General features: G+C 57.6%; 17 protein-coding genes. 12 read left to right on the top strand and 5 right to left on the bottom strand.

Annotated elements, in window-relative coordinates; translation table 11 throughout:
- Position 1: 1 nt before the first annotated feature.
- The 11 genes from G552_RS16500 to G552_RS0107565 all read left to right on the top strand — a co-directional run bounded on the left by G552_RS16500 (position 2) and on the right by G552_RS0107565 (position 15,190).
- Entirely contained in the window at positions 2-1,018 is a 1,017-nt protein-coding gene (locus G552_RS16500) for a choice-of-anchor Q domain-containing protein (RefSeq protein ID WP_027883413.1), read from the top strand.
- A gap of 240 nt (positions 1,019-1,258) precedes the next feature.
- Entirely contained in the window at positions 1,259-2,515 is a 1,257-nt protein-coding gene (locus tag G552_RS0107520) for a glycosyltransferase family 4 protein (protein ID WP_027882481.1), read from the top strand.
- Positions 2,512-3,831, top strand: coding sequence for a nucleotide sugar dehydrogenase (locus G552_RS0107525; RefSeq protein WP_027882482.1), 1,320 nt, complete (start codon positions 2,512-2,514; stop codon positions 3,829-3,831). Before G552_RS0107520 ends, G552_RS0107525 begins: the two co-directional genes overlap by 4 nt.
- Before the next feature lie 9 nt (positions 3,832-3,840).
- Positions 3,841-4,788 (top strand): Gfo/Idh/MocA family oxidoreductase, encoded by a 948-nt coding sequence (locus tag G552_RS0107530; RefSeq protein ID WP_027882483.1) that lies wholly within the window; start codon positions 3,841-3,843, stop codon positions 4,786-4,788.
- 71 nt (positions 4,789-4,859) lie between these two features.
- Positions 4,860-5,438, top strand: coding sequence for an acyltransferase (locus G552_RS0107535; RefSeq protein ID WP_027882484.1), 579 nt, complete (start codon positions 4,860-4,862; stop codon positions 5,436-5,438).
- Positions 5,435-6,562 carry a DegT/DnrJ/EryC1/StrS family aminotransferase gene (locus G552_RS0107540; RefSeq protein ID WP_027882485.1) on the top strand — a complete coding sequence of 376 codons (1,128 nt, stop codon included), beginning with the start codon at positions 5,435-5,437 and terminating at the stop codon, positions 6,560-6,562. The genes G552_RS0107535 and G552_RS0107540 overlap by 4 nt, the downstream gene beginning before the upstream one ends.
- Before the next feature lie 18 nt (positions 6,563-6,580).
- On the top strand, positions 6,581-8,485 hold the full coding sequence (gene asnB / locus G552_RS0107545; protein ID WP_027882486.1) for an asparagine synthase (glutamine-hydrolyzing): 1,905 nt from the start codon (positions 6,581-6,583) through the stop codon (positions 8,483-8,485).
- A gap of 94 nt (positions 8,486-8,579) precedes the next feature.
- A complete protein-coding gene (locus G552_RS0107550) occupies positions 8,580-9,644 on the top strand; it encodes a glycosyltransferase family 4 protein (protein WP_245575146.1) in 1,065 nt (354 codons plus the stop codon).
- The gene (gene asnB, locus G552_RS0107555) at positions 9,645-11,474 is read left to right on the top strand and encodes an asparagine synthase (glutamine-hydrolyzing) (protein WP_027882488.1); all 1,830 of its coding nucleotides are present in this window, start codon (positions 9,645-9,647) and stop codon (positions 11,472-11,474) included. It abuts the gene before it with no gap.
- A 75-nt stretch (positions 11,475-11,549) separates the two neighbouring features.
- On the top strand, positions 11,550-12,734 hold the full coding sequence (locus tag G552_RS0107560; RefSeq protein WP_027882489.1) for an acyltransferase family protein: 1,185 nt from the start codon (positions 11,550-11,552) through the stop codon (positions 12,732-12,734).
- Between the two features lie 392 nt (positions 12,735-13,126).
- Positions 13,127-15,190 carry an Ig-like domain-containing protein gene (locus G552_RS0107565; protein WP_027882490.1) on the top strand — a complete coding sequence of 688 codons (2,064 nt, stop codon included), beginning with the start codon at positions 13,127-13,129 and terminating at the stop codon, positions 15,188-15,190.
- A 44-nt stretch (positions 15,191-15,234) separates the two neighbouring features.
- On the opposite strand, the gene G552_RS0107570 is transcribed toward G552_RS0107565, so the two are convergent.
- From G552_RS0107570 to G552_RS0107590, 5 genes are all read right to left on the bottom strand, one after another.
- Positions 15,235-17,262 carry a M3 family metallopeptidase gene (locus G552_RS0107570; protein ID WP_027882491.1) on the bottom strand — a complete coding sequence of 676 codons (2,028 nt, stop codon included), beginning with the start codon at positions 17,260-17,262 and terminating at the stop codon, positions 15,235-15,237.
- Between the two features lie 45 nt (positions 17,263-17,307).
- Entirely contained in the window at positions 17,308-18,441 is a 1,134-nt protein-coding gene (locus G552_RS0107575; RefSeq protein WP_027882492.1) for a DegT/DnrJ/EryC1/StrS family aminotransferase, read from the bottom strand.
- A gap of 14 nt (positions 18,442-18,455) precedes the next feature.
- Positions 18,456-19,589: an LptF/LptG family permease gene (locus G552_RS0107580; RefSeq protein WP_027882493.1), complete on the bottom strand. Its 1,134-nt coding sequence runs from the start codon at positions 19,587-19,589 to the stop codon at positions 18,456-18,458.
- A complete protein-coding gene (locus tag G552_RS14985) occupies positions 19,586-21,124 on the bottom strand; it encodes a hypothetical protein (RefSeq protein WP_245575147.1) in 1,539 nt (512 codons plus the stop codon). The genes G552_RS0107580 and G552_RS14985 overlap by 4 nt, the downstream gene beginning before the upstream one ends.
- A 154-nt stretch (positions 21,125-21,278) precedes the next feature.
- Complete coding sequence (locus G552_RS0107590) at positions 21,279-21,899, bottom strand: hypothetical protein (RefSeq protein WP_027882494.1); 621 nt, start codon at positions 21,897-21,899, stop codon at positions 21,279-21,281.
- Positions 21,900-21,996: 97 nt separating this feature from the next.
- Between G552_RS0107590 and G552_RS0107595 the strand changes: the two genes are divergently transcribed.
- Positions 21,997-22,734 (top strand): YebC/PmpR family DNA-binding transcriptional regulator, encoded by a 738-nt coding sequence (locus G552_RS0107595; protein ID WP_027882495.1) that lies wholly within the window; start codon positions 21,997-21,999, stop codon positions 22,732-22,734.
- The last annotated feature ends 27 nt before the right edge of the window (positions 22,735-22,761 follow it).

Below are 22,761 nucleotides of genomic sequence, written 5' to 3' on the forward strand. Positions count from 1 at the left end.
TATTCCCAGCGGCCCCACCTACTATGTAGGCCCCGGGGGTAGCAACGCCAACGATGGCAGCCGCCAGCGCCCCTGGGCCACCCTTTCCTATGCCGTAACCCAGCTCAAGCCTGGCTACGTGCTCCGCGTGCTCGATGGCACCTACCCCGAGTCGGTACAGATCACCGTCTCCGGTACCCCTAACCAGCGAATCACTATCGCCTCCGATACCCGCTGGGGCGCTAAGATCAACGCCCAAGGCGCCCTCTTCGGTATCGATGTCCGGGGTAGCTATATCGACATCATCGGCCTCGAGGTCACCAACGCCTCCAACAGCGGCATCATTAGCTGGAGGCCCTTCAACCGCTTCCTCTACAACCATGTCTACAACATCCGTGCCCAGTGTGATACCAACGGGGGAGCGGGGATTAACCTGGGCCTACCTGAAGCAGAAAGTTCTCTCGCTTTGAGTAATTTGATACACGATATTGGCGACCTAAGCGCGGGTTCGTGCACCCGGATTCACGGCATTTACCAGGGGGCACCCCGGGGGGTAGTGCAGAACAACATCGTTTACCGGGCCCGGGGTTTTGGCATCACCACCTGGCATGCGGCCACTGCGGTGGTCATCAGCAACAACCTGTCGTTTGCCAATCTTTACGGGGGTATCTCGGTGGGCTCGGGGGACAACACCCGGGGGAACCGGGCGGAGAACTTTCTGGTGGCCAACAACATTGTGGTGGGCAACCCACGGGGGATCAGTGAGGAGAACAACACCGGGGTCAACCGCTTCATCAACAACCTGGTGTGGAACAATGGGACCAACTGGCGCCTGCAGACCAGCAGCCACCAGGGAAGCCTCGCGGTGGACCCTGGGTTTGTGGAGTTCAAGGCCGATGGAAGTGGGAACTACCGTCTTTCCAGCACCAGTCCGGCCATCGACCGGGGTCTGGGTGAGGCAGCCCCCAGCCTGGACTTTGAAGCCGGTCCCCGCCTAAAGGGTGCCGCCGTTGACTTGGGGCCTTTTGAAGTGCGCTAAGAGGAAGCGTTAATAGCGTTATCTATTACGCTCTCATGAAGCACTGCGTTCACAGTTTTTAGAAGTTAGCGGTAACGCAAGAGCTAGGCAAAAAACCTACCGGTACTGAGAAGGCGGTCTAAACTGGTAAGTTAGGATGGTTTGTATAAAGCTTTTTAAGAATGGCCTCAAGACACAGGTGAACCGCCTTTTGAAAGCCTGTTTTTTACATGGGGCGGAACTCTTTTTATCGGAGGCGCGGTGAGATTTTTATTTTTGACCCAATACTTTCCGCCGGAGATAGGGGCGGCCCAGGTAAGGTTGGCTTCGGTTATACGTGAACTGATTCGGATTGGACACCAGGTTGAGGTAGTGACGGCTATGCCTAACTACCCGACGGGGCAGGTCTTTGATGGATATAGGGGCAAGATTTGGTTCGAGGAGTTCTGGGAAGGGGTTCGAGTGTACCGCACTTGGATATACCCATCTATGGGCACCGGGGTTAAGCGCTTGCTCAACTACTTTAGCTTTATGCTCAGCGCCATCGGAGGGCTTTTGCACCTTCAGCGGCCGGACTACATTTTTGTGGAATCGCCCCCTCTCTTTCTTAGTATTACGGCTTACCTTGCAGCTAGTCGCTACCGCGTCCCCTTCATTTTCAATGTAGCTGACTTGTGGCCGGACTCTGTACGCCAATTGGGTTTGATGAAGGAGGGGCCTCTACTTCGCTTAGCTGAGAACCTCGAGGCTTGGAGTTATGCCAAAGCAGGTTTCGTGACGGCTGTTACCGAAGGGATTTACAAGATTCTTTTGGAGGAAAAGGGAGTTCCCGAACGGAAGCTGCTTTATTTGCCCAATGGAGTTGATACCGAAGTTTTTCGCCCACTTACACCAGACCAAGCCTTGGCTGAGGAGCTTGGTTTGCAGGGTAAAAAAGTGATTTTGTACGCGGGGAATCATGGGTATGCGCATGGTCTCGAGGTCGCCTTGCAAGCCGTGCAGTACTTAAGCGATCCCCAGATTGTGCTGCTGCTGATTGGGGATGGCTCGGAGAAACCTCGGCTTATGCGGATGGCGCAGGAGATGGCTTTGTCAAATGTGCGTTTTCTGGACCCTCAGCCTCCAGGGTACATTGCTCGGCTTTACTCGCTTGCCTTGGCAGGGCTTTCCACCTTACGTGACTCACCTTTGTTCGAGATGACCCGCCCGGTCAAGATATTTGCGGGGATGAGCTGTGCCAAACCCATCCTTTACGTGGGACAAGGAGAGGGAGCCCGCTTAATTGAGGCAGCCCAGGCGGGCTTGGTTAGCAAGCCAGAGGATCCGCAAGCTCTGGCTCGAAACATTATGGAGCTTGCGCGGAACCCTGGGTTGGCATCTCAACTTGGCCTTAATGGCCGACGTTATGTGGAAGAAAACCTCAGCTGGTCTAGCCTTGTTCGAGGGTGGCTCAAGCAACTCGAGCAGAAAACCTCGGGCAGCCCAAAACAAGATTCTATGAATAAGGAGAGCGTATGAACCAGACCATGGATTACAAAGCCAGTCTTTTGCAGCGGATCGAGGATAAAACAGCTCGGGTAGGCGTGGTGGGTTTGGGATACGTGGGCCTGCCATTCGCCGTAGAGAAAGCCAAGGTGGGTTATGCTGTGGTGGGTATTGACCGCAGCGCCAAGCGAGTAGCCCAGGTTAATGCAGGCCAGAACTACATCAGTGATGTAAAAGATGAGGACCTGCGGGAGTTGGTGGGTCGAGGTTTGATTCAGGCAACGACCAGCTTCGACTGCGTTCCAGAGCTCGACGTAATTGTAATTGCGGTTCCAACCCCGCTTACTAAGAACCTCGCTCCCGACCTTCAATATGTGGAAGGGGTTACTGCCGAAATTGCCAAGTACCTCCGGCCAGGTCAGCTTATCAGCCTCGAGTCCACCACCTACCCTGGTACGACGGAGGAGGTTATGCTGCCGATTCTGCAAACCAGCGGTTTGAAGCTCAACCGAGATTTCTTCTTGGCCCATTCCCCCGAACGAGTAGACCCTGGCAATGCCCGTTATACCACCAAGAACACCAATAAGGTGGTAGGGGGTGTAGGGCCAGAGAGCCTCGAGGTGGCGGTGGCTTTTTATAGCAAGACCATAGAGCACGTGGTGCCCGTGTCCAGTGCCAAGGCGGCAGAACTGGTCAAGGTTTTCGAAAACACTTTTCGTGCAGTGAATATAGCTTTAGTCAACGAAATTACCTTGCTGTGCGACCGTATGGGCCTCAATGTGTGGGAGGTTCTGGACGCCGCCTTCACCAAACCCTTTGGGATTATGCCCTTTTACCCAGGCCCTGGGGTAGGAGGACACTGTATTCCTTTAGACCCCCACTACCTTGAATGGAAAGCCAAGGAATACAACTTTAACACCCACTTTATTAGCCTGGCGGGAGAGATCAACCGTAAAATGCCAGAGTTTACGGTGGAAAAGGCAATCCGAGTACTGAGCCAGATGGGTAAGCCGTTGAAGGGAGCCAAGGTGTTGTTGCTGGGAATGGCGTATAAAGCCAATCTAAGTGACTATCGCGAGAGTCCAGCAATTGAGGTCTACAAACTGCTGAAAAAAGGCGGTGCAGAGGTGGTTTTTCACGATGAATGGACGCCCCATGTAGAGGAGCACGGTGTAGTGGCGGATAGCGTTGAGCTAACCGATGAGTTGCTGGGGGCGGTGGATCTGGTTATTATCACCACCAATCACAAGAATGTGGATTATGAGCGAGTGGTTAGACTATCTAAAGCTGTTTTAGACACGCGCTACGCCACACGGGGAATCCAGAGCCCTAATGTGGTGCTTTTATAGGGGGGAGCCGTGAAAAATTTTGCTATGACCGGCGTGGCAGGGTACATTGCACCGCGCCATCTTAAGGCCATCAAGGATACGGGTAACACTTTAGTGGCCGCCCTTGATCCTTTCGATTCGGTGGGGATTATGGACTCTTACTTTCCCGAGGCGGAGTTTTTTACCCAGCCGGAGCTGTTTGAGCAATATCTTTACGACCTGAAGGGTACTGATAAGCAAGTAGATTACGTTTCTATTGCTACGCCAAATTATTTGCACGCTTCCCATATCCACATGGCTTTGCGTGCTGGAGCAGACGCTATCTGCGAGAAGCCCTTGGTGCTCAATCCTGAGGAGATTCTTCGTTTAAAGGATCTCGAGGCCGAGACCGGGCGGCGAGTCTGGACCGTCTTGCAGCTGCGTACCCACGAGGCTTTGTTAAAACTTAAGCAACAGTTAGAAGGCCAGTCCCCCAAAGTGCGCACCATAGACCTAACCTACGTTACCAGCCGGGGAACCTGGTATCACCGTAGCTGGAAAGGCAAGGTAGAGCAGTCCGGCGGCCTGGCTACTAATATCGGCGTCCACTTTTTCGACATGCTGGTCTGGCTTTTTGGTCGAGTGCAGCACCTTGAGGTACACCGGCGCGACGACACGGTGGTTGCAGGTTATTTGGAGCTTGAATGGGCGCGCGTTCGTTGGTTTCTTTCGATTGATGTGAATTATGTTCCGCTTTCTTTGCGTGAACAAGGTAGGCGTACCTTCCGCTCGATGCTTTTGGATGGTCAGGAGATCGAGTTCTCTGAAGGTTTTACCGAATTGCACACACGAGTTTACGAGCGAACCCTAGCGGGACAGGGTTTCGGTCTTGATGATACCTACGAGGCGATTGCAGCGGTAGCCAAGATTCGTACACTGCCTGTTGTTGATAACCAGATGACCAAGCACCCCTTTTTATTGAGGGAGGTAATCCGCTGAGAAATAGATCTTACCAGCGGGATGCCTTTGGGGCGGGAAGCTTTGCGGTCGGATACCAACTTTGAGGGACTATGGACTATTTCAAGCACGAAACAGCAATTGTTGATGAGGGAGCTAAAATCGGAAAAGGCACCAAAATATGGCATTTTTGCCATATTTGTGCTACCGCCGAGATAGGGGAAAACTGTACCTTGGGGCAGAACGTTTTTGTGGCAAACAACGTTAAGATTGGCAATGGAGTTAAGATTCAAAATAATGTATCGGTTTACGAGGGGGTTGAACTCGAGGACTACGTATTTTGTGGGCCTAGCATGGTTTTTACCAACGTACTCACTCCCCGCAGCGAGTTTCCCCGTAATACGGCAAAAGATTATGGCAGAATCCTAGTTAAGCGTGGGGCTAGTATTGGGGCCAATGCCACTATAGTCACTGGCGTTACCCTGCATGAGTACGCATTTGTGGCGGCAGGAGCAGTGGTTACCAAAGACGTTCCAGCTTATGCCATCGTGGCCGGGGTACCGGCGCGAATTATTGGCTGGATGAGTGCCTATGGAGATAGGCTGGACTTTAGCCGCTCCGATACCGTCACCGACTCCATCGGTCATGTTTACCAGAAAGTGGGCCCCTACGAAGTGCGGAGGCTGGCATGAAAAACTTGACGCAGATACCCATTCTCGATTTGAGCGCCGAGGTAGACGAGCTATGGGATGAGCTGAACGCGGCTATTCGGCGGGTCTTGCGCTCGAGTCAGTTCATTATGGGGCCCGAAGTGACTGAGTTTGAGCAACGAGTGGCACAGTACCTTGATGTGAAGCATGCGGTGGCTTTGAACTCCGGTACAGACGCGTTGATTATTGCCTTGCGAGCCTTGGGGGTCGGTTCTGGTGATGAGGTAATTACCAGTCCTTTTACCTTTTTTGCCACGGCAGAGGCCATTAGTCTAGTGGGTGCCCAGCCGGTTTTCGTAGACATCGACCCGCAGACCTTCAATATCGATCCAAACCAGATCGAAGCTGCCCTTACTCCCCGCACCAAGGTGATTTTGCCCGTGCATTTGTACGGAAACCCAGCCCCGCTTGAGGCAATTCTTTCTATTGCACAGAAGTATGGTTTGCGGGTGCTTGAGGATTGCGCGCAATCGTTTGGAGCTCGCTATGTAGGCGAGCAGGGAGGCCAACCCCAACGCTTTACCGGCACCCTTGGCGATCTAGGGGCCTTTTCGTTTTTCCCTTCAAAAAACCTGGGTGCATATGGTGATGGCGGAATGCTCGTTACCAACGACGATCGCTTGGCCGAGCAGGCCAGGATGCTGCGGACCCACGGTTCGCGCAAGAAGTATTACAACGAAATGATAGGTTATAACTCTCGTCTAGACACCCTACAAGCCGCTATCTTGTTGGTTAAGTTGCCCCACCTCGAGCGCTATAACCAGGCTCGCAGAGCTATTGCTCAACGCTATAACGAGCTGCTCAAAGACCTCGAGGGCCTCCTAACCCCCCAGCTCACCCCAGGGCACGTTTTTCACCAGTATACCGTACGCATCCTTAATGGGCGGCGGGATGCTGTGCAGGCCCGGCTGGCCCAGCGAGGGGTGGGTACCATGGTCTACTATCCGGTGCCCCTACACCGCCTTCCTGTCTACAAACATCTGAACCTGCGCTTGCCTGAAAGCGAGCGAGCCGCGGCGGAGGTGCTGTCGCTGCCCATTTGGCCCCAAATGAGCCATAGTACCCAGGATGCTGTGGTTGAGGCCTTGCGCGAGGCCTTGCCCTAGTGCTTGGGAGGAACGGCTTTGTGTGGAATTGCGGGTATCGTGTTGCATAAACCGGGTTCTTTGGCCTGGGCAGTTACGGCTTTGAGGGGTTTGGAGCATCGGGGTCCGGACGACTACGGCTGGTTGGTGGCTGGTGGAGAACTGAGTAAAGGCCAGGACTGGACAGAGAAAGAGGGCTCACTCCTGTTGGTTCATCGCCGGCTTTCGATTCTAGACCTCTCGGCCCTAGGGGCTCAGCCTATGTCCAGTCCGGATGGGCGCTATCACATAGTGTTCAACGGTGAGATTTACAATTACCTCGAGTTACGCCGGGAGCTCCTAGCTCTGGGTTATTCTTTCCGCTCTGGTTCCGATACTGAGGTGCTGTTGGCGGCCTGGTCCCAGTGGGGGGTGGGCTGCTTAAACCGCCTGGAGGGGATGTTTGCTTTTGCGCTTTATGATCAAAAGACCCGAAGCGTTCACCTGGTGCGAGATTTTTTTGGGATCAAGCCGCTGTATTACTGCCGCTTTGCAAAAGGGCTGGGCTTTGCCTCAGAGATACCGGTGTTGTTAGAGCTCGAGGGTGTAAGCCGCAAGGTGAATCCCCAGCGCCTGTATCGCTACTTGCGCTTTGGCTTGACCGACGATGGAGGCGAGACACTCTTTGCTGATGTCAAGCAATTGCCGCCAGCCCACTACCTGCACATAGACCTAGATAACCCACAGCTTTCCCAGCCCATCCGCTACTGGCAGCCCCAGCTGGAGCCAATTTCCGAGGTTTCCTTTGCTGAAGCGGCTGAGCAGGTACGCGAGCATTTTTTGCAGAATATTCGGCTGCACCTTCGTTCGGATGTACCCGTAGGGGCGGCACTTTCGGGTGGAATCGATTCCTCGGCCATTGTGATGGCCATGCGTTACCTCGAGCCCGACCTCGAGCTACATACCTTTACCTATGTGGCCGATGGGGGTGTCTCGGAGGAGCCTTGGGCCGAATTGGTGGGCCAGGCGGCCCGGGCGAGAGTCCATAAGGTCAGGCCCAGCGCAGCGGAGCTGGTTGCCGATTTGGATCACCTGATTAAGGTGCAAGGTGAGCCCTTTGGCTCTACCAGTATCTATGCACAGTACCGCGTGTTTCGTTTGGCGCAAGAGGCCGGTATTAAGGTTATGTTGGATGGCCAGGGGGCCGACGAGCTCTTGGCAGGCTATGCAATTTATGGTGGGGCCCGCCTGGCTTCGTTGCTGAAGCAGGGTAACTGGAACCAGGCTTTGGCCTTCCTGCAGGCTAGCCAGCTCGAGCCAGCTCTCAAAGATACTTGGAAGAGCGCCCTTGGCTTTTTACTTCCCCCTGGCTGGGAATCACTGGCCCGACGTCTTATAGGACAGGAACTGGTACCGGCTTGGATGAAGGTGGACTGGTTTGTTGAGCGTGGGGTTCGCTTGGCCTCACCCCGCAGGCCCCATGGCCGCGAGGTTTTGCGGGGAGAGCTTCTGCAGTCTTTAACCGAGACCAGCCTGCCTAAGCTTTTGCGCTACGAGGACCGTAACTCGATGGCGCATTCCATCGAGAGCCGGGTGCCCTTTCTTACCCCCAAGTTTGTCGAGTTACTGCTCAATCTACCTGAAGCCTACATACTTTCACCCCAAGGCCAGACCAAAGCGGTGTTTCGCAAGGCTATGCACGGTTTGGTGCCGCAAGCCATTTTGGAGCGTAAAGATAAGGTGGGGTTTGCTACTCCAGAGCAGAGCTGGATGAGCCAACTAGCCCCCTGGGTTGAGCAAGTGCTCGATACCGAAGCCTTGAGTAATATTCAGCCGCTCAAAAAAGAAGTGATCAGGGCCGAATTTGCCTCTATTCTGTCAGGCAAAAGAACTTTTGACTCCAGAGTATGGCGCTGGATTAATCTGGTGGCCTGGGTCCGGTTGTTTGAGGTGCGCTTTGAATGATCGTGCATTGGAGATGAGCCGACCTTTGCCCACCATAGTGCACATGACTTCGGCTCACCCGCCGTATGACGTGCGAATTTTTCACCGGGAATGTGTGAGCCTGGCCCAGGCGGGTTATCCCGTAAAGCTGGTGGTGCCCCACAGCCACGACGAGGAGCGTGAAGGTGTTCGGATTTGTGCTGTTGCTAAGCCTAAGGGTCGCCTGGGACGCATGCTGGGGTCTGTCTGGGCGGTTTTTCGACGAGCTTTGGCGGAAAAAGGCGATATATATCACTTTCACGATCCGGAACTGATCCCAGCAGGACTATTGCTCAGGCTTTTGGGAAAGCGAGTCGTTTACGATGTGCACGAAGATGTGCCCACCGATATTCAAAGCAAGGCTTGGATTCCCAAGCCCCTTCGTGGGCTAATTGCTGCAGGAATGCGCCTATTAGAACGGCTTGCAGGAGTATTGTTGAGCGGGATTGTAGCAGTAACACAGCCTATTGCTGCCCGGTTTCCAGCACAAAAGACGATTTTGTTGCAAAACTTCCCTCATCCGCAGGAAGTAGCCTTTTTTCGGAATCGCCCTTACCAGGAACGACCTTTTCGGGTGCTATATGCCGGTAGCATCACCCGAGTTCGTGGGTTAATGGAGATGGTGCAGGCGATGGGATATCTGCAAAATCACCCGCTGCAACTGGTTCTGATTGGTGAATTTGCCCCCTCTAATCTGCGACTCGAGGTTGAACAGATGCCCGGTTTTTCCCGGGTGGAGTATCTGGGCTATAAACGCCGCCCCGAGACACTGGAGGTGCTGGCTCAGAGCCGGATTGGCCTGGTTGTGCTGCACCCTATTCCTAGCTTTTTGGTCTCCCAACCGACCAAAATGTACGAATACATGATGGCGGGTATACCCTTTGTAGCCTCTGATTTTCCCCTGTGGCGAGCTTCTTTGAATGGAGAGGAGTGCGGGTTGTTCGTAAACCCACTGGACCCCCAAGCCATCGCCAAAGCTATTCAGTGGCTACTCGACCACCCAGAGGAAGCAGAAGCCATGGGGCGGCGCGGGCGGCGGCTGGTTGAGGAGTGCTTGAACTGGGGTGTTGAGTTTACTAAGCTCACCAAGCTGTACCAGCGGTTGTGGCAACCAAAGATTTCGGGAAAGAGGGAGATTTAAATGTGCGGGATTGCCGGAGCTTTCTCACCCAATCGGCCAGAGGAAGACCTGCGGCGGGTGGTGGGCGAAGTGGTACAGAGCCAGTTTCGTCGGGGCCCCGACTTTCAGGCGGTGCTGGCTTTACCCCAGGCCTCGGGCTCCTTGGTTTTTGGGCATGACCGACTGAGCATCATCGACCTTTCTGAGCACTCCAACCAACCCCTATGGGACCATACCCAGCGGTTTTGTATTGTCTTCAACGGCGAAATTTACAACTACCTCGAGCTACGCCAAGAACTTTTGGGGCTAGGCCACCATTTTCGCACCCAGGGAGATACAGAGGTGATATTGGAAGCCTACAAGGCCTGGGGAAAGGCTGCCTGGGAACGTTTTATCGGTATGTTCGCTTTTGCTCTGTTGGATACCCAGGCCCAGCAGCTCTGGCTGGTGCGAGACCGCTTTGGGGTTAAGCCGCTATTTTACCTAATGCAAGGCGGGGTGCTGGCCTTTGCCTCTTCAACGCCGGCCCTGGCCCGACATTTTGGGCTGCAGCCGAACCTCGAGTACGTACACCGGGGCCTGCTTTACTACGTTTACGAGGACGACATCGACATCACCCCTTACGTCGGTCTTCATGCGCTACCAGCTGGGCACCATGCCTGCGTTGACCTTCACCAGCCTCGAGTTCAACCAGAGCGCTACTACGACCTGCCCACACGGGTTGCCCTAAGGGTGCAGGAACTGGCTGCACTGGAAGAAAAGGTTTTGCTAGAGCACCTCGAGGTAACCCTAAAAAGTGCCGTTGCCCTACGACTGCGCTCCGATGTGCCACTTGCCGTCTCCCTCTCGGGAGGGCTGGACTCCTCGCTAGTAGCAGCCATGGCTGCACAGGCCCATGGGCATGTGGTGGGTTTTTGTTACGGCCACCCTCAGGCTGAGCGCTCCGAGGGGCCACTGGCCCAAGCCCTGGCCCAGAAGGCTGGCATCGAAGTGCACTTCGTTTGGCCTGAACTCTCACCCGATGCTCTGATACAGGCTTTTGAAGAGACCCTCGAGGCTCAGGACGCACCGTTTCCCACTTTGAGTATTCTGGCACAGAACTTTGTCTACCAAAGGGCCCGTGCAGAGGGCTACAAAGTGCTGCTAGGGGGGCAGGGTGGAGATGAAGGATTTATGGGCTACCGTAAGTTTTTTCTTTTCCAACTGCGCCACTTGTGGCACACCCGCCGCTACGGCGAGCTGGCCCACTTCGCTTTGGGCTCGCTTCAGCTACTGGGTGCTGAACTCTATAAAATCGGCCTGTTCTGGCAAAATCGAGGGCGTTACACTGGACAAAGCCACAGCCGCAATCTGCGTCTTCCGGGAAGGCCCCTTGAGCTGGGGGCCAGCGCGGAGCAGGCCCCTTGGGTGCGCCAGATGTTTGATGTAACCCGCTATAGCTTGCCCACTTTGTTACGCTACGAGGACCGTAACTCCATGTACCACAGCATTGAGAGCCGTCTACCTTTCTTAGATTACCGGGTGATGGAGTTTGGCCTGGCATTGCCGGTAAGCCTCAAGCTGCGAAATGGCTATGGCAAATGGGCTTTACGCCAGATTGCCCGCGATAAAATCCCCGAACCTATACGTTTGGCTCGCTATAAGCGAGGCTTTGATGTGATCCAAGACTGGCTTTTAGTCGGCTTGGGAAGGCATTTACAGTCGCAGCTAGTATCCAGTCAGGCCCTCCTAAAGGATTTGCTCGAGCCCGGTACCGATCTAGCCAAAACCTATACCCCCGAGCGTATGCAGCAGCAACCCCGTTTATTGGCCGAGGCCATTAGCCTGGTTTGGTTGGCCAGAAAACTATAAGGGGGCCAAATAACCCAAAGAGTCCAGGGGCTTAGCATTAGAATGGAAAAAGCAGGGGTATAGCAGGTTGGATTAATGCAAAAGCGGCTTTTCTACCTAGACTGGCTTCGTTTGCTTGCCGTATTCCTGGGGTTGGTTTTTCATGCTGGCCGCCCCTTCGATGCCTGGCCTTGGCTGGTTAAAGGGTCTTTTCTGGCGGGGCTTACCTTTTTCCAGGAGGCCCTTACCACTGTTCGTCTACCCCTTTTGTTTTTTGTATCCGGTGCGGCAACTGCTTTTGCCTTGGGCCGTCGCACGGCGCGAGGATATGTCCTAGACCGCTTCAAAAGGCTAATGGTTCCCTTAGGGGTCGGTGTTTTGCTGATTACACCACCGCAGATGTACATTTGGCGCATCTCGCTTAGCCCAAGCGACCCCCAGCACTTTAGCGGCACGTATGTTCAGTTTTTAACAGGGCTATGGCTGGGGAAAGAAGGCCACCTGACGACCCAGCACCTTTGGTTTCTCTTGTATTTGTTCATTTTCTCGCTCCTGGTTTTGCCCCTTTTTCTCTACTGGCGTAGCTCCAAAGGGCAGCTGGGGTTGGCAAAGCTCGAGGGTTGGCTGCATGGGTCGCCCGTGCGGTTGTGGTTGCTGCTGATGGCCTTTCTTGGGGTAGCGCTTTTGTTATCAGTGCTGTTGCGCCGACATCCAGGGTTGGTAGAGGACTTGCAAAACCTACTTTTTTATTTTTTTCTCTTTGGGCTGGGTTTTTTGCTCTACGCCCGACCTAGCCTGCTGGCCTTGGTTTTTAGGCTAAGGCGCTCCTTTCTAGCGGTGAGTTTAATCGCTGTGACGCTCAAGGTCTATTTATTCGCTGTTCTTTTTCCAAGGGAGGAGTATAACCATAGTTTGGTTTTTCCTCTTTACCATTTTTACTGGATTCTCAGGGATTTGGGTGCCTTTGCCGCCATCTTGGCTAGCCTAGCGTATGCACAGAAATACCTCAACAAACCCTCTTCGTTTTTGGATCGAGCGCGCCACTGGGTCTATCCTTTTTATATCTGGCACCAGACGGTAATTGTGGTGCTGGGTTACTTCGTGGTGCAGTGGAACATACCAGCCATCGGGCAGTATGGACTGCTTCTTTTGGCTTCGCTGGTGGTCACGGTTTTTTTGAGCGAGGCTGTGCAGCATAGCGTGCTGAGTCGCTTTCTTTTCGGTGTTTACCGCAAAGACCTGGCTCGAGGCAAGAGTACAAAGCTCGAGGCTTCCTCTTAGTCCTTGGTTTGTGTTTTGAACGTTATTTGCGTGTGAGGGGCCAAAGCGCATAGGCCCTCGAGGCCAAGCTGTTGCCTTTCTTTCGCAATAAACCAGACACCAAGACTGCCCTAGGCTGTTAATGCCTCCGTTATGGTTGCGTTATTTTAGGGTCGCCCGGTTCCCTTTTTCTGCCGGATGCAAGGGGCAGAAAAAAGTCGCGGGGCCATTGGCGTTTTGGAGGCTGCTAAAGCTTCTTTCTAGCTTCGGTACGGAAAGCCCCTTCACCGTCGTTAATCCAATGGGTTATGCACGTTTCACTTGCTGTGCAAGGGGCATTAAAAGTGGCCGGGTCTGACTATACTTAGACCTAGGATCAATCAAGGTCCACATTCGCCGAAGGAGGTTCGGTAATGAACTATCGTTGGTTTTTCTTACTAGCAGTAGCCCTTTTCCTCGCGGCCTGTGGGGGAGGGGGTGGACCGACCGTTAGCACCATCGAGGTAACCCCTGCCACGGCCACGATACAGGTGGGCCAGACCCAGAGCTTTACCGCGGTGGCCAAAGATGCCAATGGGAACCCCATTCCTGGGGTGAGCTTTACCTGGGAGTCGAGCAATACCTCCGTAGCCACGGTGAACTCGAGCGGTGTGGCCACCGGGGTAGCTATGGGCACTGCCCAAATCCGGGCCAAGGTGGGTAGTGTGACCGGGACGGCCACCCTTACCGTTACCACTCCTCCTCCTACTGTAGACAGCATCGAGGTAACCCCTGCCACGGCCACGATACAGGTGGGCCAGACCCAGAGCTTTACCGCGGTGGCCAAAGATGCCAATGGGAACCCCATTCCTGGGGTGAGCTTTACCTGGGAGTCGAGCAATACCTCCGTAGCCACGGTGAACTCGAGCGGTGTGGCCACCGGGGTAGCTATGGGCAATGCCCAAATCCGGGCCAAGGTGGGTAGTGTGACTGGAGTGGCCACCCTTACGGTCAGTTCGCCTCCGACCTTCACCGTGGGGGGTGAGGTGCGCTACCTGAACGGCTCGGGGTTGGAGCTGGAGTTAGGAACCCAGACCAAGACCATCAGTGCCAATGGCTCCTTTACCTTCGATACGCCCCTGCCCAACGGCACTTACCTCCTTAGCGTGAAGACCCAGCCCAGCAACCCGGCCCAGACTTGTAGTGTTAGCCTCCCCAGCGTTACCGTGAACGGGGCTGATGTGACCAATATTGTGGTGGAGTGCGCACCTTATACCAAGTGGCTAGCCACCAGTGAAGCCGACATCGGTACAGCCATTACCACCGATGCGCAAGGCAACCTGATTGTGGCGGGACTTTCCCGTGGATTGCTGGGTGAGCTGGGCCAACTTGCTGCACCCTACCCCGATGTGGTGGTGGCCAAGTATGCCCCCAACGGAAGCCGGATGTGGGTTAAGCAGTTCACTGTGGGCGATCTCCCCAATCCCAATAATGTAGAATCGAGCGCTAAAGGTGTGGCCACCGATGCGGATAGCAACATTTATGTGGTGGGTGCTGCCTTTGTGGTGAGCGCCAACGCCTTCAAGGGCTTTGTGCTCAAGCTGGACCCCGCTGGTAATAGGCTGGCCTCGGTGAAGTTTGACGAAGCTACGCCGAATGTGGAGAACGGGGCCAGCGCAGTGGCGGTCGAGGGAAGCCACGTGTATGTGGGGGGCTACACTGCAGGAGGTAGCGGCAACGCTGGGGGCGAGGATGCTGTGCTGTACAAGCTCAATGCCAGCGACCTGAGCCAGGTTTGGGTTCGGCAATTCGGCTCTACAGATAACGACCGCATTAGCGCAGTAGCGGTGGGTGGTGCGGACGCCATCTACGCTGCTGGCTTTGCCAGGGGCAGTCTGCTGGGTGAAACCGCCATTGGAACATTAGGAGACACCGACGCTTTCGTGGTTAAGTACGATGCTGCGGGCACACGGGAGTGGCTCCAGCGTTTCGGTACGCCCTTCTCTGATGGGGCTACCGGCCTGGCGGCCTCGAGCTCGGCGGTGGTGGTTACCGGCTATGTGGCGGGGCCGCTCGAGCCTGACTTCCCTTACAACGGCGGCACCGACCTCTTTGTGCGGAAGCTCAATCCCGATGGTAGCGAAGATTGGTTGAAGCAGTATAGCCCCGCCGATCCAGCTTTCATTGCCCCCTATGGCCTGGCTCTTGATGCGGTGGGTAACGTCTACCTGGCCGGCGAGGTGAACACCTCGGTAGATGAAACCGCAACCCACCAAGGAGGTAAGGACGTCTTCCTCATGCGCTACAACGCTAATGGCACTATGGCCTGGGCTCGCCAGGAAGGCAGCAGCCAGGACGAAATTGCGCTGGCGGTTACGGTGCGGGGCAGCGAGGTTTACCTGACCGGCTGGAGCAAAGGGGCCTTCGACAACTACACCAACCAAGGCCAGGAAGACCTCTTCGTGCTCAAATACGATACCGACGGCAACAAGAAGTAGTCGGCGCCAGTGAGAGGGCTCGAGGGAAAACCTCGAGCCCTTTTTTAGTCCAGCAGCCCCGACCGAGCCAGCAGGGCCTTGGGGTTGGGGTCGCGGCCCAGAAAGCGGCGGAAGAGTTCAGCGGGGTCTACCGCGTTGCCCTTGCTCAGGATATGGGTGATGAAGTCCTCGCCGGTCTGGCGGTTGAAGATGCCCTCGGCCTTGAAGCGGGAGAAGGCATCGGCATCGAGCACCTCGGACCATTTGTAGGAGTAGTAGCCCGCGGCATAGCCCACCGGGTGGCCGAAAAGGTGGGAAAAACTGGCTATGAAAGCGAAGTTTTCCGGCAGCAAAGCCGGCATAAAGGGCTGCATCACCGCATTGGCATAGCTCACCACATCGCCTTGGGCAGGGGTGTAGTGGACGTGCAGGGCCAGATCCACCATACCGAAGGCGAGCTGGCGCATACCCAGGTTGGCGGCCCAGTAGTTTTTGGCCTGGAGGAGCTTCTCGAATAGCTCTTCGGGCAGGGGCTCTGCGGTCTGGTAGTGGCGGGCGAACAGATTTAGCGCTTCGCGTTCCCAGCACCAGTTTTCCATGATTTGGCTGGGCAGCTCGACGAAGTCGCGGGCCACCTGTGTACCGACCAGACTGCGCACCTCCACGCTGGAGAGGGCCAGGTGCAGGAGGTGGCCGAACTCGTGGAAGATGGTCTCCACCTCGCGGTGGGTGAGCAAAGCGGGCTGGTGGCCCACGGGGGGGGTGAGGTTGCCACAGATCAGGCCTAGATGGGGCTCAGTGCTATCGCCCTGGCGTACCCCCCGGATGAGGGTGTTCATCCAGGCCCCACCCCGCTTGTTTTCCCGGGGGTGCCAGTCGGTGAAGAAGCGGCAGATGCGCTTTCCCTCACGGTATATCTCGTAGGTCTTGACCTCGGGATGCCAGGTTTGAACGCCCTCTACCTCGCGTACCTCTAAGCCGAACACCCGCCGCACGATCTCGAAAAGGCCTTCCAGCACCTGGGGTAGGGCAAAGTAGGGGCGCAGGGCCTCCTCGTCGAAGTCGTAGAGGGCTTTGCGCCGTTTTTCGGCATAGTAGGCGATGTCCCAGGGGGCCAGCGGGGGCGCCTGGGGGCCCTCGAGTTCACGGCGGAAAGCCTGTAGGGCCTCCACCTCGCGGCGGAAATAGGGCTCGTAGGCCTCACGTAGCTCCTGCTCGAAACGCAGGGCGTTTTCGGCGTTTTTGGCCATGCGGTTTTCCAGTACGTAGTCGGCGAAGTGGGCATAGCCCAACAGTTCGGCCTTTTCCCGCCGCAAAGCTAGGATTTCCTCGATCAGAGGCCGGTTATCGCGGCCTGGCTCGGTGGCCCGGGTATAGTAGGCCAGGTAGACCTGCTTGCGGATCTCGGCATCGTCGAGGTAGGTCTGCAGGGCTAGGAAGCTGGGCTGCTGTAAGGTGAAACGGTAGCCGGCACGGCCTTTGGCCTGGGCGCTGGCCCGGGCGGCCTCGAGGGCACTCTCGGGCAGGCCGGCCACCTGGGTCTCGTCTAGGTAGAGTTCCCAGTCGGCGGTGGAGTCGGTGAGGTTTTGCTCAAACTGGGTGGTTAGCGCCGAGAGACGGGTGTTGAGGGCCTCGAGGCGAGCCTTTTTCTCCGGGGGTAGGCTGGCCCCCTGGCGGCGGAACTCATCCAGGCTTAGCTGGAGGTAGCGGGCCCAGTCGGGGCTGAGCTGGGCGGCTTCGGGTGTGGCGGCGAGGTCTTTGAGGGCCTGGTAGAGCTCGGTGGAAAGCTGCACCTTGGTGCTGAAGGCGGTGATGGGGGGGATGATGGCGTTGTAGGCTGCGCGTAGCTCGGGGGTACTGGCCACGCTCTCGAGGTGGGCTACCAGGTTAAAAACATAAAAGAGTTTTTCGCCCAACCGATCCAAGGGGCGCAAGGTGTTGTCCAGGGTGCGCGCTCCCTCCGCCCGCAGAATAGCCTGGAACTCCGCCTCGGCCTGGGCCAAAAGGGTTTGGATGGCAGGTTCGATGTGTTGCGGCTTTATTTCTTGAAAGGGGATATCGTAGTGAATTTCCAGCAAGGGGTTCTCCGACATGGCACCCCAGTATAAGCCGGGCGGGTGGGGAAGAATGTGCCTCTTTCAAGCAAAACGTTGCACTGCAGCAATCACCTTTTCCACCTGGTCTTCCCGTAGAAAGGGGTGCATGGGTAGGCTTAGCACCTCACGGGCCGCGGCCTCGGCGGCAGGGAGGCTGCCCTGGGGGGCTAGGTGGCGGTAGGCCGGCTGGAGGTGGGCCGGGACGGGGTAGTGCACGCTGCTGCCGATGCCCTGGGCCTTCAGATGGGCGGCCAGGCGGTCGCGCTCGGGGTGGCGCACGGTGTACTGGTGGTAGATGTGCAGGGCGTAGGGCATCTCCTGAGGAATTTGCACGTGGTTTTTGAGTCCCTGGTTGTAGGCCTGGGCGATCTGCCGGCGGCGGGTGTTCCAGCTTTCCAAATAGGGCAGCTTAGCCCGCAGGATGGCGGCCTGCAAAGCATCGAGCCTCGAGGTGTAGCCGGCGGGCCGCACGTGGTGGTAGCGCTCCTTGGAGCCGTGCACGGCCAGCAGGCGGGCTTCCTCGGCCAACCGGGGGTCGCGGGTAGCGACGAAGCCCCCGTCGCCGTAGGCCCCTAGATTCTTGGTGGGGTAAAGGCTGAAAGCCCCGGCATGGCCCAGGGTGCCGGCCAGGGGATGCGTACAGCGGCAGGCCTCTAGCGGATGCTGACAGCCAGTGGGGCAGTAGCGGGCCCCGATGGCCTGGGCGGCGTCTTCCAGTACCCACAGGCCGTGTTGTTGCGCAAAGGCCAGAATCTCTCCCATGGGCGCGACCTGGCCGTACAGGTGCACCGGCAGGACGGCCCGGGTGTAGGGGGTGAGGGCCTGGGCCAGTAGGGCCGGCTGGAGGTTGAAGGTATGGGGGTCGATGTCCACCAGCACCGGGGTGGCCCCTACCAGCAGGATGGCCTCGAGGGTGGCGATGAAGGTAAAAGGGGTGGTGAGCACCTCGTCCCCGGGCCCTATCCCCATGGCCCGCAGGGCGAGTACCAAGGCGTCGGTGCCGGAGCCGCAGGTTACTATGTGGGGCACCCGTAGGTAGGCGGCCAGCTCGGCTTCCAGCGCCTCGACCTCGAGGCCCCCCACAAAGCCACCCGAGGCCAGCACCCGCCCGATGGCTTGATCAATCTCGGCTTTCAGTTCCAAGTACTCTTGTCTGAGGTCAAGAATCGGTATCATGGAGCTACCTTGTTTCAGCGATAAATTCCCTTGCCTAACCAGAAGCCTACGGCCAGGCCCAGCAGGTTAGCCCCCCAGGCAGCCAGTGCGGGGGGCAAAGGGCCGGTCAGGGCCAGCACCTTGCCGGTGCTGAAAGCCACGTAATAGGCAATGGTGAGCACCAGGGCCAGGGCCAGCGCTGTACCCGGGCTGGTGGCCCGCCGTACGGCTACCGGCAGGGCCAGCAGCAGCACCATCAGGTTGCCCAAGGCCAGGGCTACCCCCGCGTGCCACTGGGCCTGGGCCTCCCTTAGCTCGGCGGGGGGGGTGCTGGGGTTGCGCAGTTTTTGCCACCACTCCGAAAGCGGGGTGGGGTTTTCAAACCCCCCCCCGGCGTAGCGAGCCTCCAAATCCTCCCGGCTTAGGGAGAGCCGCACGGTGAGCTCAGCCCCAGGCTGGCCGATGTTTTGGGCACGGAAGATGCGCCTTAACCCTTCCTCGGCCTCCTTTAGGCTGGCGAAATCGGGCACGGGAAGTTGGGAAAAGTCTAGGGTGAACACCCGGTAGTCGCGGAAGACGATCTGCTGCCCCTGCAGCCGGGCGCGCTGGGCCAGCACCACCGTCTGGGTCTGGCCTTGCCAGCGTTCCAGGCGCACTTGTTGTAGCTCGTCGCTGGCCCGGTCGAAGCCCTCGTAGCGCAGAACATACTCGCCCACCGACAGCTCCCGGCCTATCAGGCGAAACTGGGCGGAGCGCTCGGGTACCAGCTCGTTCCAGTAGACCAGGAGGGTGGCCCGGTTAGCCCAGGGCACCACCCATTCCGAGAGGGCCAGCGAGAGTCCGCTTAGCAAAAGTCCTCCCAGCAGAAAAAATCGGGCTACCCGTAACAGCGAGATGCCCCCAGCTTGCATCACCAAAAGCTCGTTTTCCCGGGCCAGCCGCCCAAAGGCCAGCATCACCGCCAAGAGACCCGCGATGGGGAGGGCCTGTACCGTGGCGGCAGGAATCTGCAAGGCCAGCCATTTGAGGATGCTTTTGAGTTCGGCGGTGCCCATCCACTGGGCCCGGGGCAGGATGTTGCTGATCAGGCCGAAGGCCACGTAAAGAAAGAGGCCAAATGCAAAAACCGGCAGGGCTTCGCGCAGGATGTAGCGGTCGAGGTGCTTCATCGAATTTCCAGTCCGAAGGTTAGTTTGCCACTAGCGGTCTCGTCGGGGTGCTGGGCGATGCGGATTTCCTGGTAGCCCAGCCGCCAGATGAAGCAGCAGTCGGCATAGCGCAACTCCAGGCCCCAGCGGCTCACCCCCTGGCGCAGGAAATCATACCCGAGGAAAGGGGCCAGGCTTATGGCCTCGGTACACTCGAGGGGCCTTGGGGTAAACCCCAGCACCAGCTCCCGGCGTTCCCAGTCGTCGCGCCCGTTGCTCAGGGTCTTGCCCACGCAGGCCCAGCAGCCGTTAAACTGGGCCCACACCTCGCCAAAGTCCTGGGCATGCCCCAGGCGCAGGCTGCCTTGAGTCTGGGCTTTGCGAAAGTCGTGTTCGGCCTCGAGTTTCAGGCTTTGATATTGCAGACGGCCGGAGAGCTTCTGGGTGGCCTCGCGGCGCTCGAGCCAGAAACGTCCTGGGGTGGCCTCGGCCCAGGCATAGCCCAGGCGCAGGTCGAAAGCCCCCCTGTAGTGGGCCTCGGTGTACCCCCCGTAGGCTAGGTACAGTTGGGGCTGGTCGTAAAGGCCCAGCACAACAAAAGGCTCGAGGCGAAAGCGCCAGGGCCCTTCCTCTAGGGCGTAGCGGTAGCGTAGCTCTGCCCCGGCGGCCAGCCCCTGGGTCTGGCTGGCCGGGCTGCCGTCGGGCCAGTCCTGGGCTATCCAGGCGAAGGGGGTGAGGGTAAAAGCCCCCAGGGTCAGGGCTTGCTTGAACCCAAAGGCGTAGCGTCCCTTTTCGCTATCGTGTTGGAAGAAGATAGGCCCCTCCACTACCTCGCCCCGGCTGGCCACACCGCTGGGCTTGTAGTCGAGTTCGAAGCGGGCCTGGCGGCTTTTTTCCCGTACCGATAGGCCCAATCGCAGCACTGGGTCGGGGCTGCCTAGGCGCAGGCCCAGCAGGGTCAGGCGGGTCAGGGGGGTCTCGGGGGAGAGCCGGGCTTCCAGCAAGGGGAAGTTTTCCAGGCCCAGATTCCACCCCTGGTCGTAGTCCAGCCGGACGGGAGGGGCGGCCCCCAAGCCTAGGGTCTCACTCAGGGATTGGTTGGGGCTTAGGTGTAGTTCCTGAAAGTGGGCCAGGCCAAAGCGGTAGACCTCGAGCCGGCTCTCCTCCAGCACCACCTCGCCGCTTTGGGTATCGAAGCGCAGGCTTTCCGAGAAAAGGCGCAGGTCGTCGCCACAGCGGCAGGAGGTGGCCCGGATGCCCTGAGCCTGTAAGACCTTTTCCCGCACCACACCCACCTCGGCAAAGAAGCGGTAGCGGAGGGTCTGTACCTCGATATTTTGGGCGTTGAGTTCGCCCTTGCTCTGGTCGTAGCGCAGCTCGGGGGCTTGCAGGGTTAGGCCCTTGGTTTCTAGGCAAGCCCCGTCGCTAAAAATGGCCACCTCGCCGTCGTACTCCAGGTTGCCTCCACCGGCTAGCCCCTCGGGGGTCTCGAGGGTGTAGGGTTGCTCGCTGCAGGGGGTGGCCCAGGCCAGCCCGGAGCAAGGCAGGAAAGTCAAAAGGAGAAAAGGAAAGAGGAACCTGATCCATCCCTTTTGCCCTGTAGCCTTGGCCTTTTGGCCTGCAACGCGTGGCCTTCTCAAAGCCCCCACCACGCTGGCACAAGCCGCCCGCCCCTTTGCTTCTTCAGTTTGGCCGTGCTCCATTCGCACGCTATAGTCTATCGGCGTAGGGGCGCAGGCGGCTAAAGAGTTCTGGGGGTACACGGGTGTTGGCCCGCACCTTGCCTTCGGCAAAGTTGAGCAGCAGGGTGCTGTCGGGGCGGTTGCCCCGCAGGGTGGTGGCCCCGTCGCGGTAGGTGAAGCTCCCCAGCACCAGCGCCAGTTGGCGTTGGGTGTCCACCACCACCGTGTGGGCCTCGAGCAGGGGGTCGCTCGAGCGCACCTGTCCCTTGAGCACCAGGATATCTTCCTTCAAGAGCAGCCCCTGTTGGGCCGAGAGGCCTTTGATCTGCTGGGAACTATAGCGTACCCCACTCATCTGCAGGGTATCGGGTGTTTGCTGGTACTCTAGGCTAGCCGCGTTGAAGTTGCCCTCCCGGGAACGCAAGGTGGCCTCGCGGGCCCGGATGAACTCGCCCTCCTTGTACTGGATGTAGCGGGCCTCCAACACCAGTCCGCTACGGTTATCGGTGATGGTACCGCCGGTAGGCAGGGTGTAGATGCCGGTGCCGATGTCGAGTTCAGAGTTGCCTCGGGGCTTCACCTCGAAACCGGCAAACCTCGAGGCCAGCGCTAAGGACAATAGGGTGAACAGAACCAACCAACGTTTCATTGCCGTTCATCCTAGAGCCTTTGGAATGAAGTGAATGAGCCAGGCCTCAAGCTTTGGCGGGGCCTTCCCTTCTGCGTATACTGGGGGATGGTGAAGTATGGCTGGTCATAGCAAGTGGGCACAGATTAAGCGAAAAAAAGCCGCCAACGACCTAAAAAAGGGCAAGATGGTCAGCAAGTATCTGCGCCTTATTGCCGCTGCGGCCCGGGCTGGGGGCAGTGCGGACCCTGCCGCCAACGTCCAACTACGCAACCAGATTGAGGCGGCCCGCAACGCGGATGTTCCCAACGATAACATTGAGCGCTTGCTGAAGCGCCTGGCCGGAGGTGAGGAGGAGAGCAGCCACTACGAAGAGGTGGTCTACGAGGGGTATGCCCCAGGAGGGGTGGCGGTCATCGTGCAAGCCCTATCCGACAACCGTAACCGTACCGCAGCCGAGGTCCGTCACCTGTTCAACAAGCACGGGGGAAGCTTAGGGGCTACCGGGGCGGTGGCCTGGCAGTTCGACCGCCGGGGGTACATCTGGCTAAAGACCAATTCCGAGGCGGCTCAGGAAGCGGCTATCGAGGCCGGGGCCATCGACCTGTTGGAAAGCGAGGGGGGTCTGGAAATCTACACCGACCCACAAGAGGTCTACACCGTGGCCAATGCCCTCAAGGCCAAAGGCTTCAAGCCCGAGGATGTGCAGATCACCTTGTTGCCGCAAAACACCGTTAGCCTGAGCCAAGAAGAGGCCGAGAAGGTACTGCGCATGGTGGAGGCTTTGGAAGACCTCGACGACGTGCAAAACGTCTACACCAACCTGAATCTAGACAATGTTTCCGTAGAGGCCTGAGGGGGTAAAAGTCACCTGGGTAGCTTT

Source organism: Meiothermus rufus DSM 22234, assembly GCF_000423425.1.
Classification (GTDB): domain Bacteria; phylum Deinococcota; class Deinococci; order Deinococcales; family Thermaceae; genus Meiothermus; species Meiothermus rufus.

Bases quoted from the DNA above. Each gene is read 5' to 3' on its own strand.
- G552_RS0107525 (WP_027882482.1), top strand. From the start codon at position 2,512: ATGAACCAGACCATGGATTACAAAGCCAGTCTTTTGCAGCGGATCGAG.
- G552_RS0107535 (WP_027882484.1), top strand. From the start codon at position 4,860: ATGGACTATTTCAAGCACGAAACAGCAATTGTTGATGAGGGAGCTAAA.
- G552_RS0107540 (WP_027882485.1), top strand. From the start codon at position 5,435: ATGAAAAACTTGACGCAGATACCCATTCTCGATTTGAGCGCCGAGGTA.
- asnB (WP_027882488.1), top strand. From the start codon at position 9,645: ATGTGCGGGATTGCCGGAGCTTTCTCACCCAATCGGCCAGAGGAAGAC.
- G552_RS0107560 (WP_027882489.1), top strand. From the start codon at position 11,550: ATGCAAAAGCGGCTTTTCTACCTAGACTGGCTTCGTTTGCTTGCCGTA.
- G552_RS0107565 (WP_027882490.1), top strand. From the start codon at position 13,127: ATGAACTATCGTTGGTTTTTCTTACTAGCAGTAGCCCTTTTCCTCGCG.
- G552_RS0107570 (WP_027882491.1), bottom strand. From the start codon at position 17,262: ATGTCGGAGAACCCCTTGCTGGAAATTCACTACGATATCCCCTTTCAA.
- G552_RS0107575 (WP_027882492.1), bottom strand. From the start codon at position 18,441: ATGATACCGATTCTTGACCTCAGACAAGAGTACTTGGAACTGAAAGCC.
- G552_RS0107580 (WP_027882493.1), bottom strand. From the start codon at position 19,589: ATGAAGCACCTCGACCGCTACATCCTGCGCGAAGCCCTGCCGGTTTTT.
- G552_RS0107590 (WP_027882494.1), bottom strand. From the start codon at position 21,899: ATGAAACGTTGGTTGGTTCTGTTCACCCTATTGTCCTTAGCGCTGGCC.
- G552_RS0107595 (WP_027882495.1), top strand. From the start codon at position 21,997: ATGGCTGGTCATAGCAAGTGGGCACAGATTAAGCGAAAAAAAGCCGCC.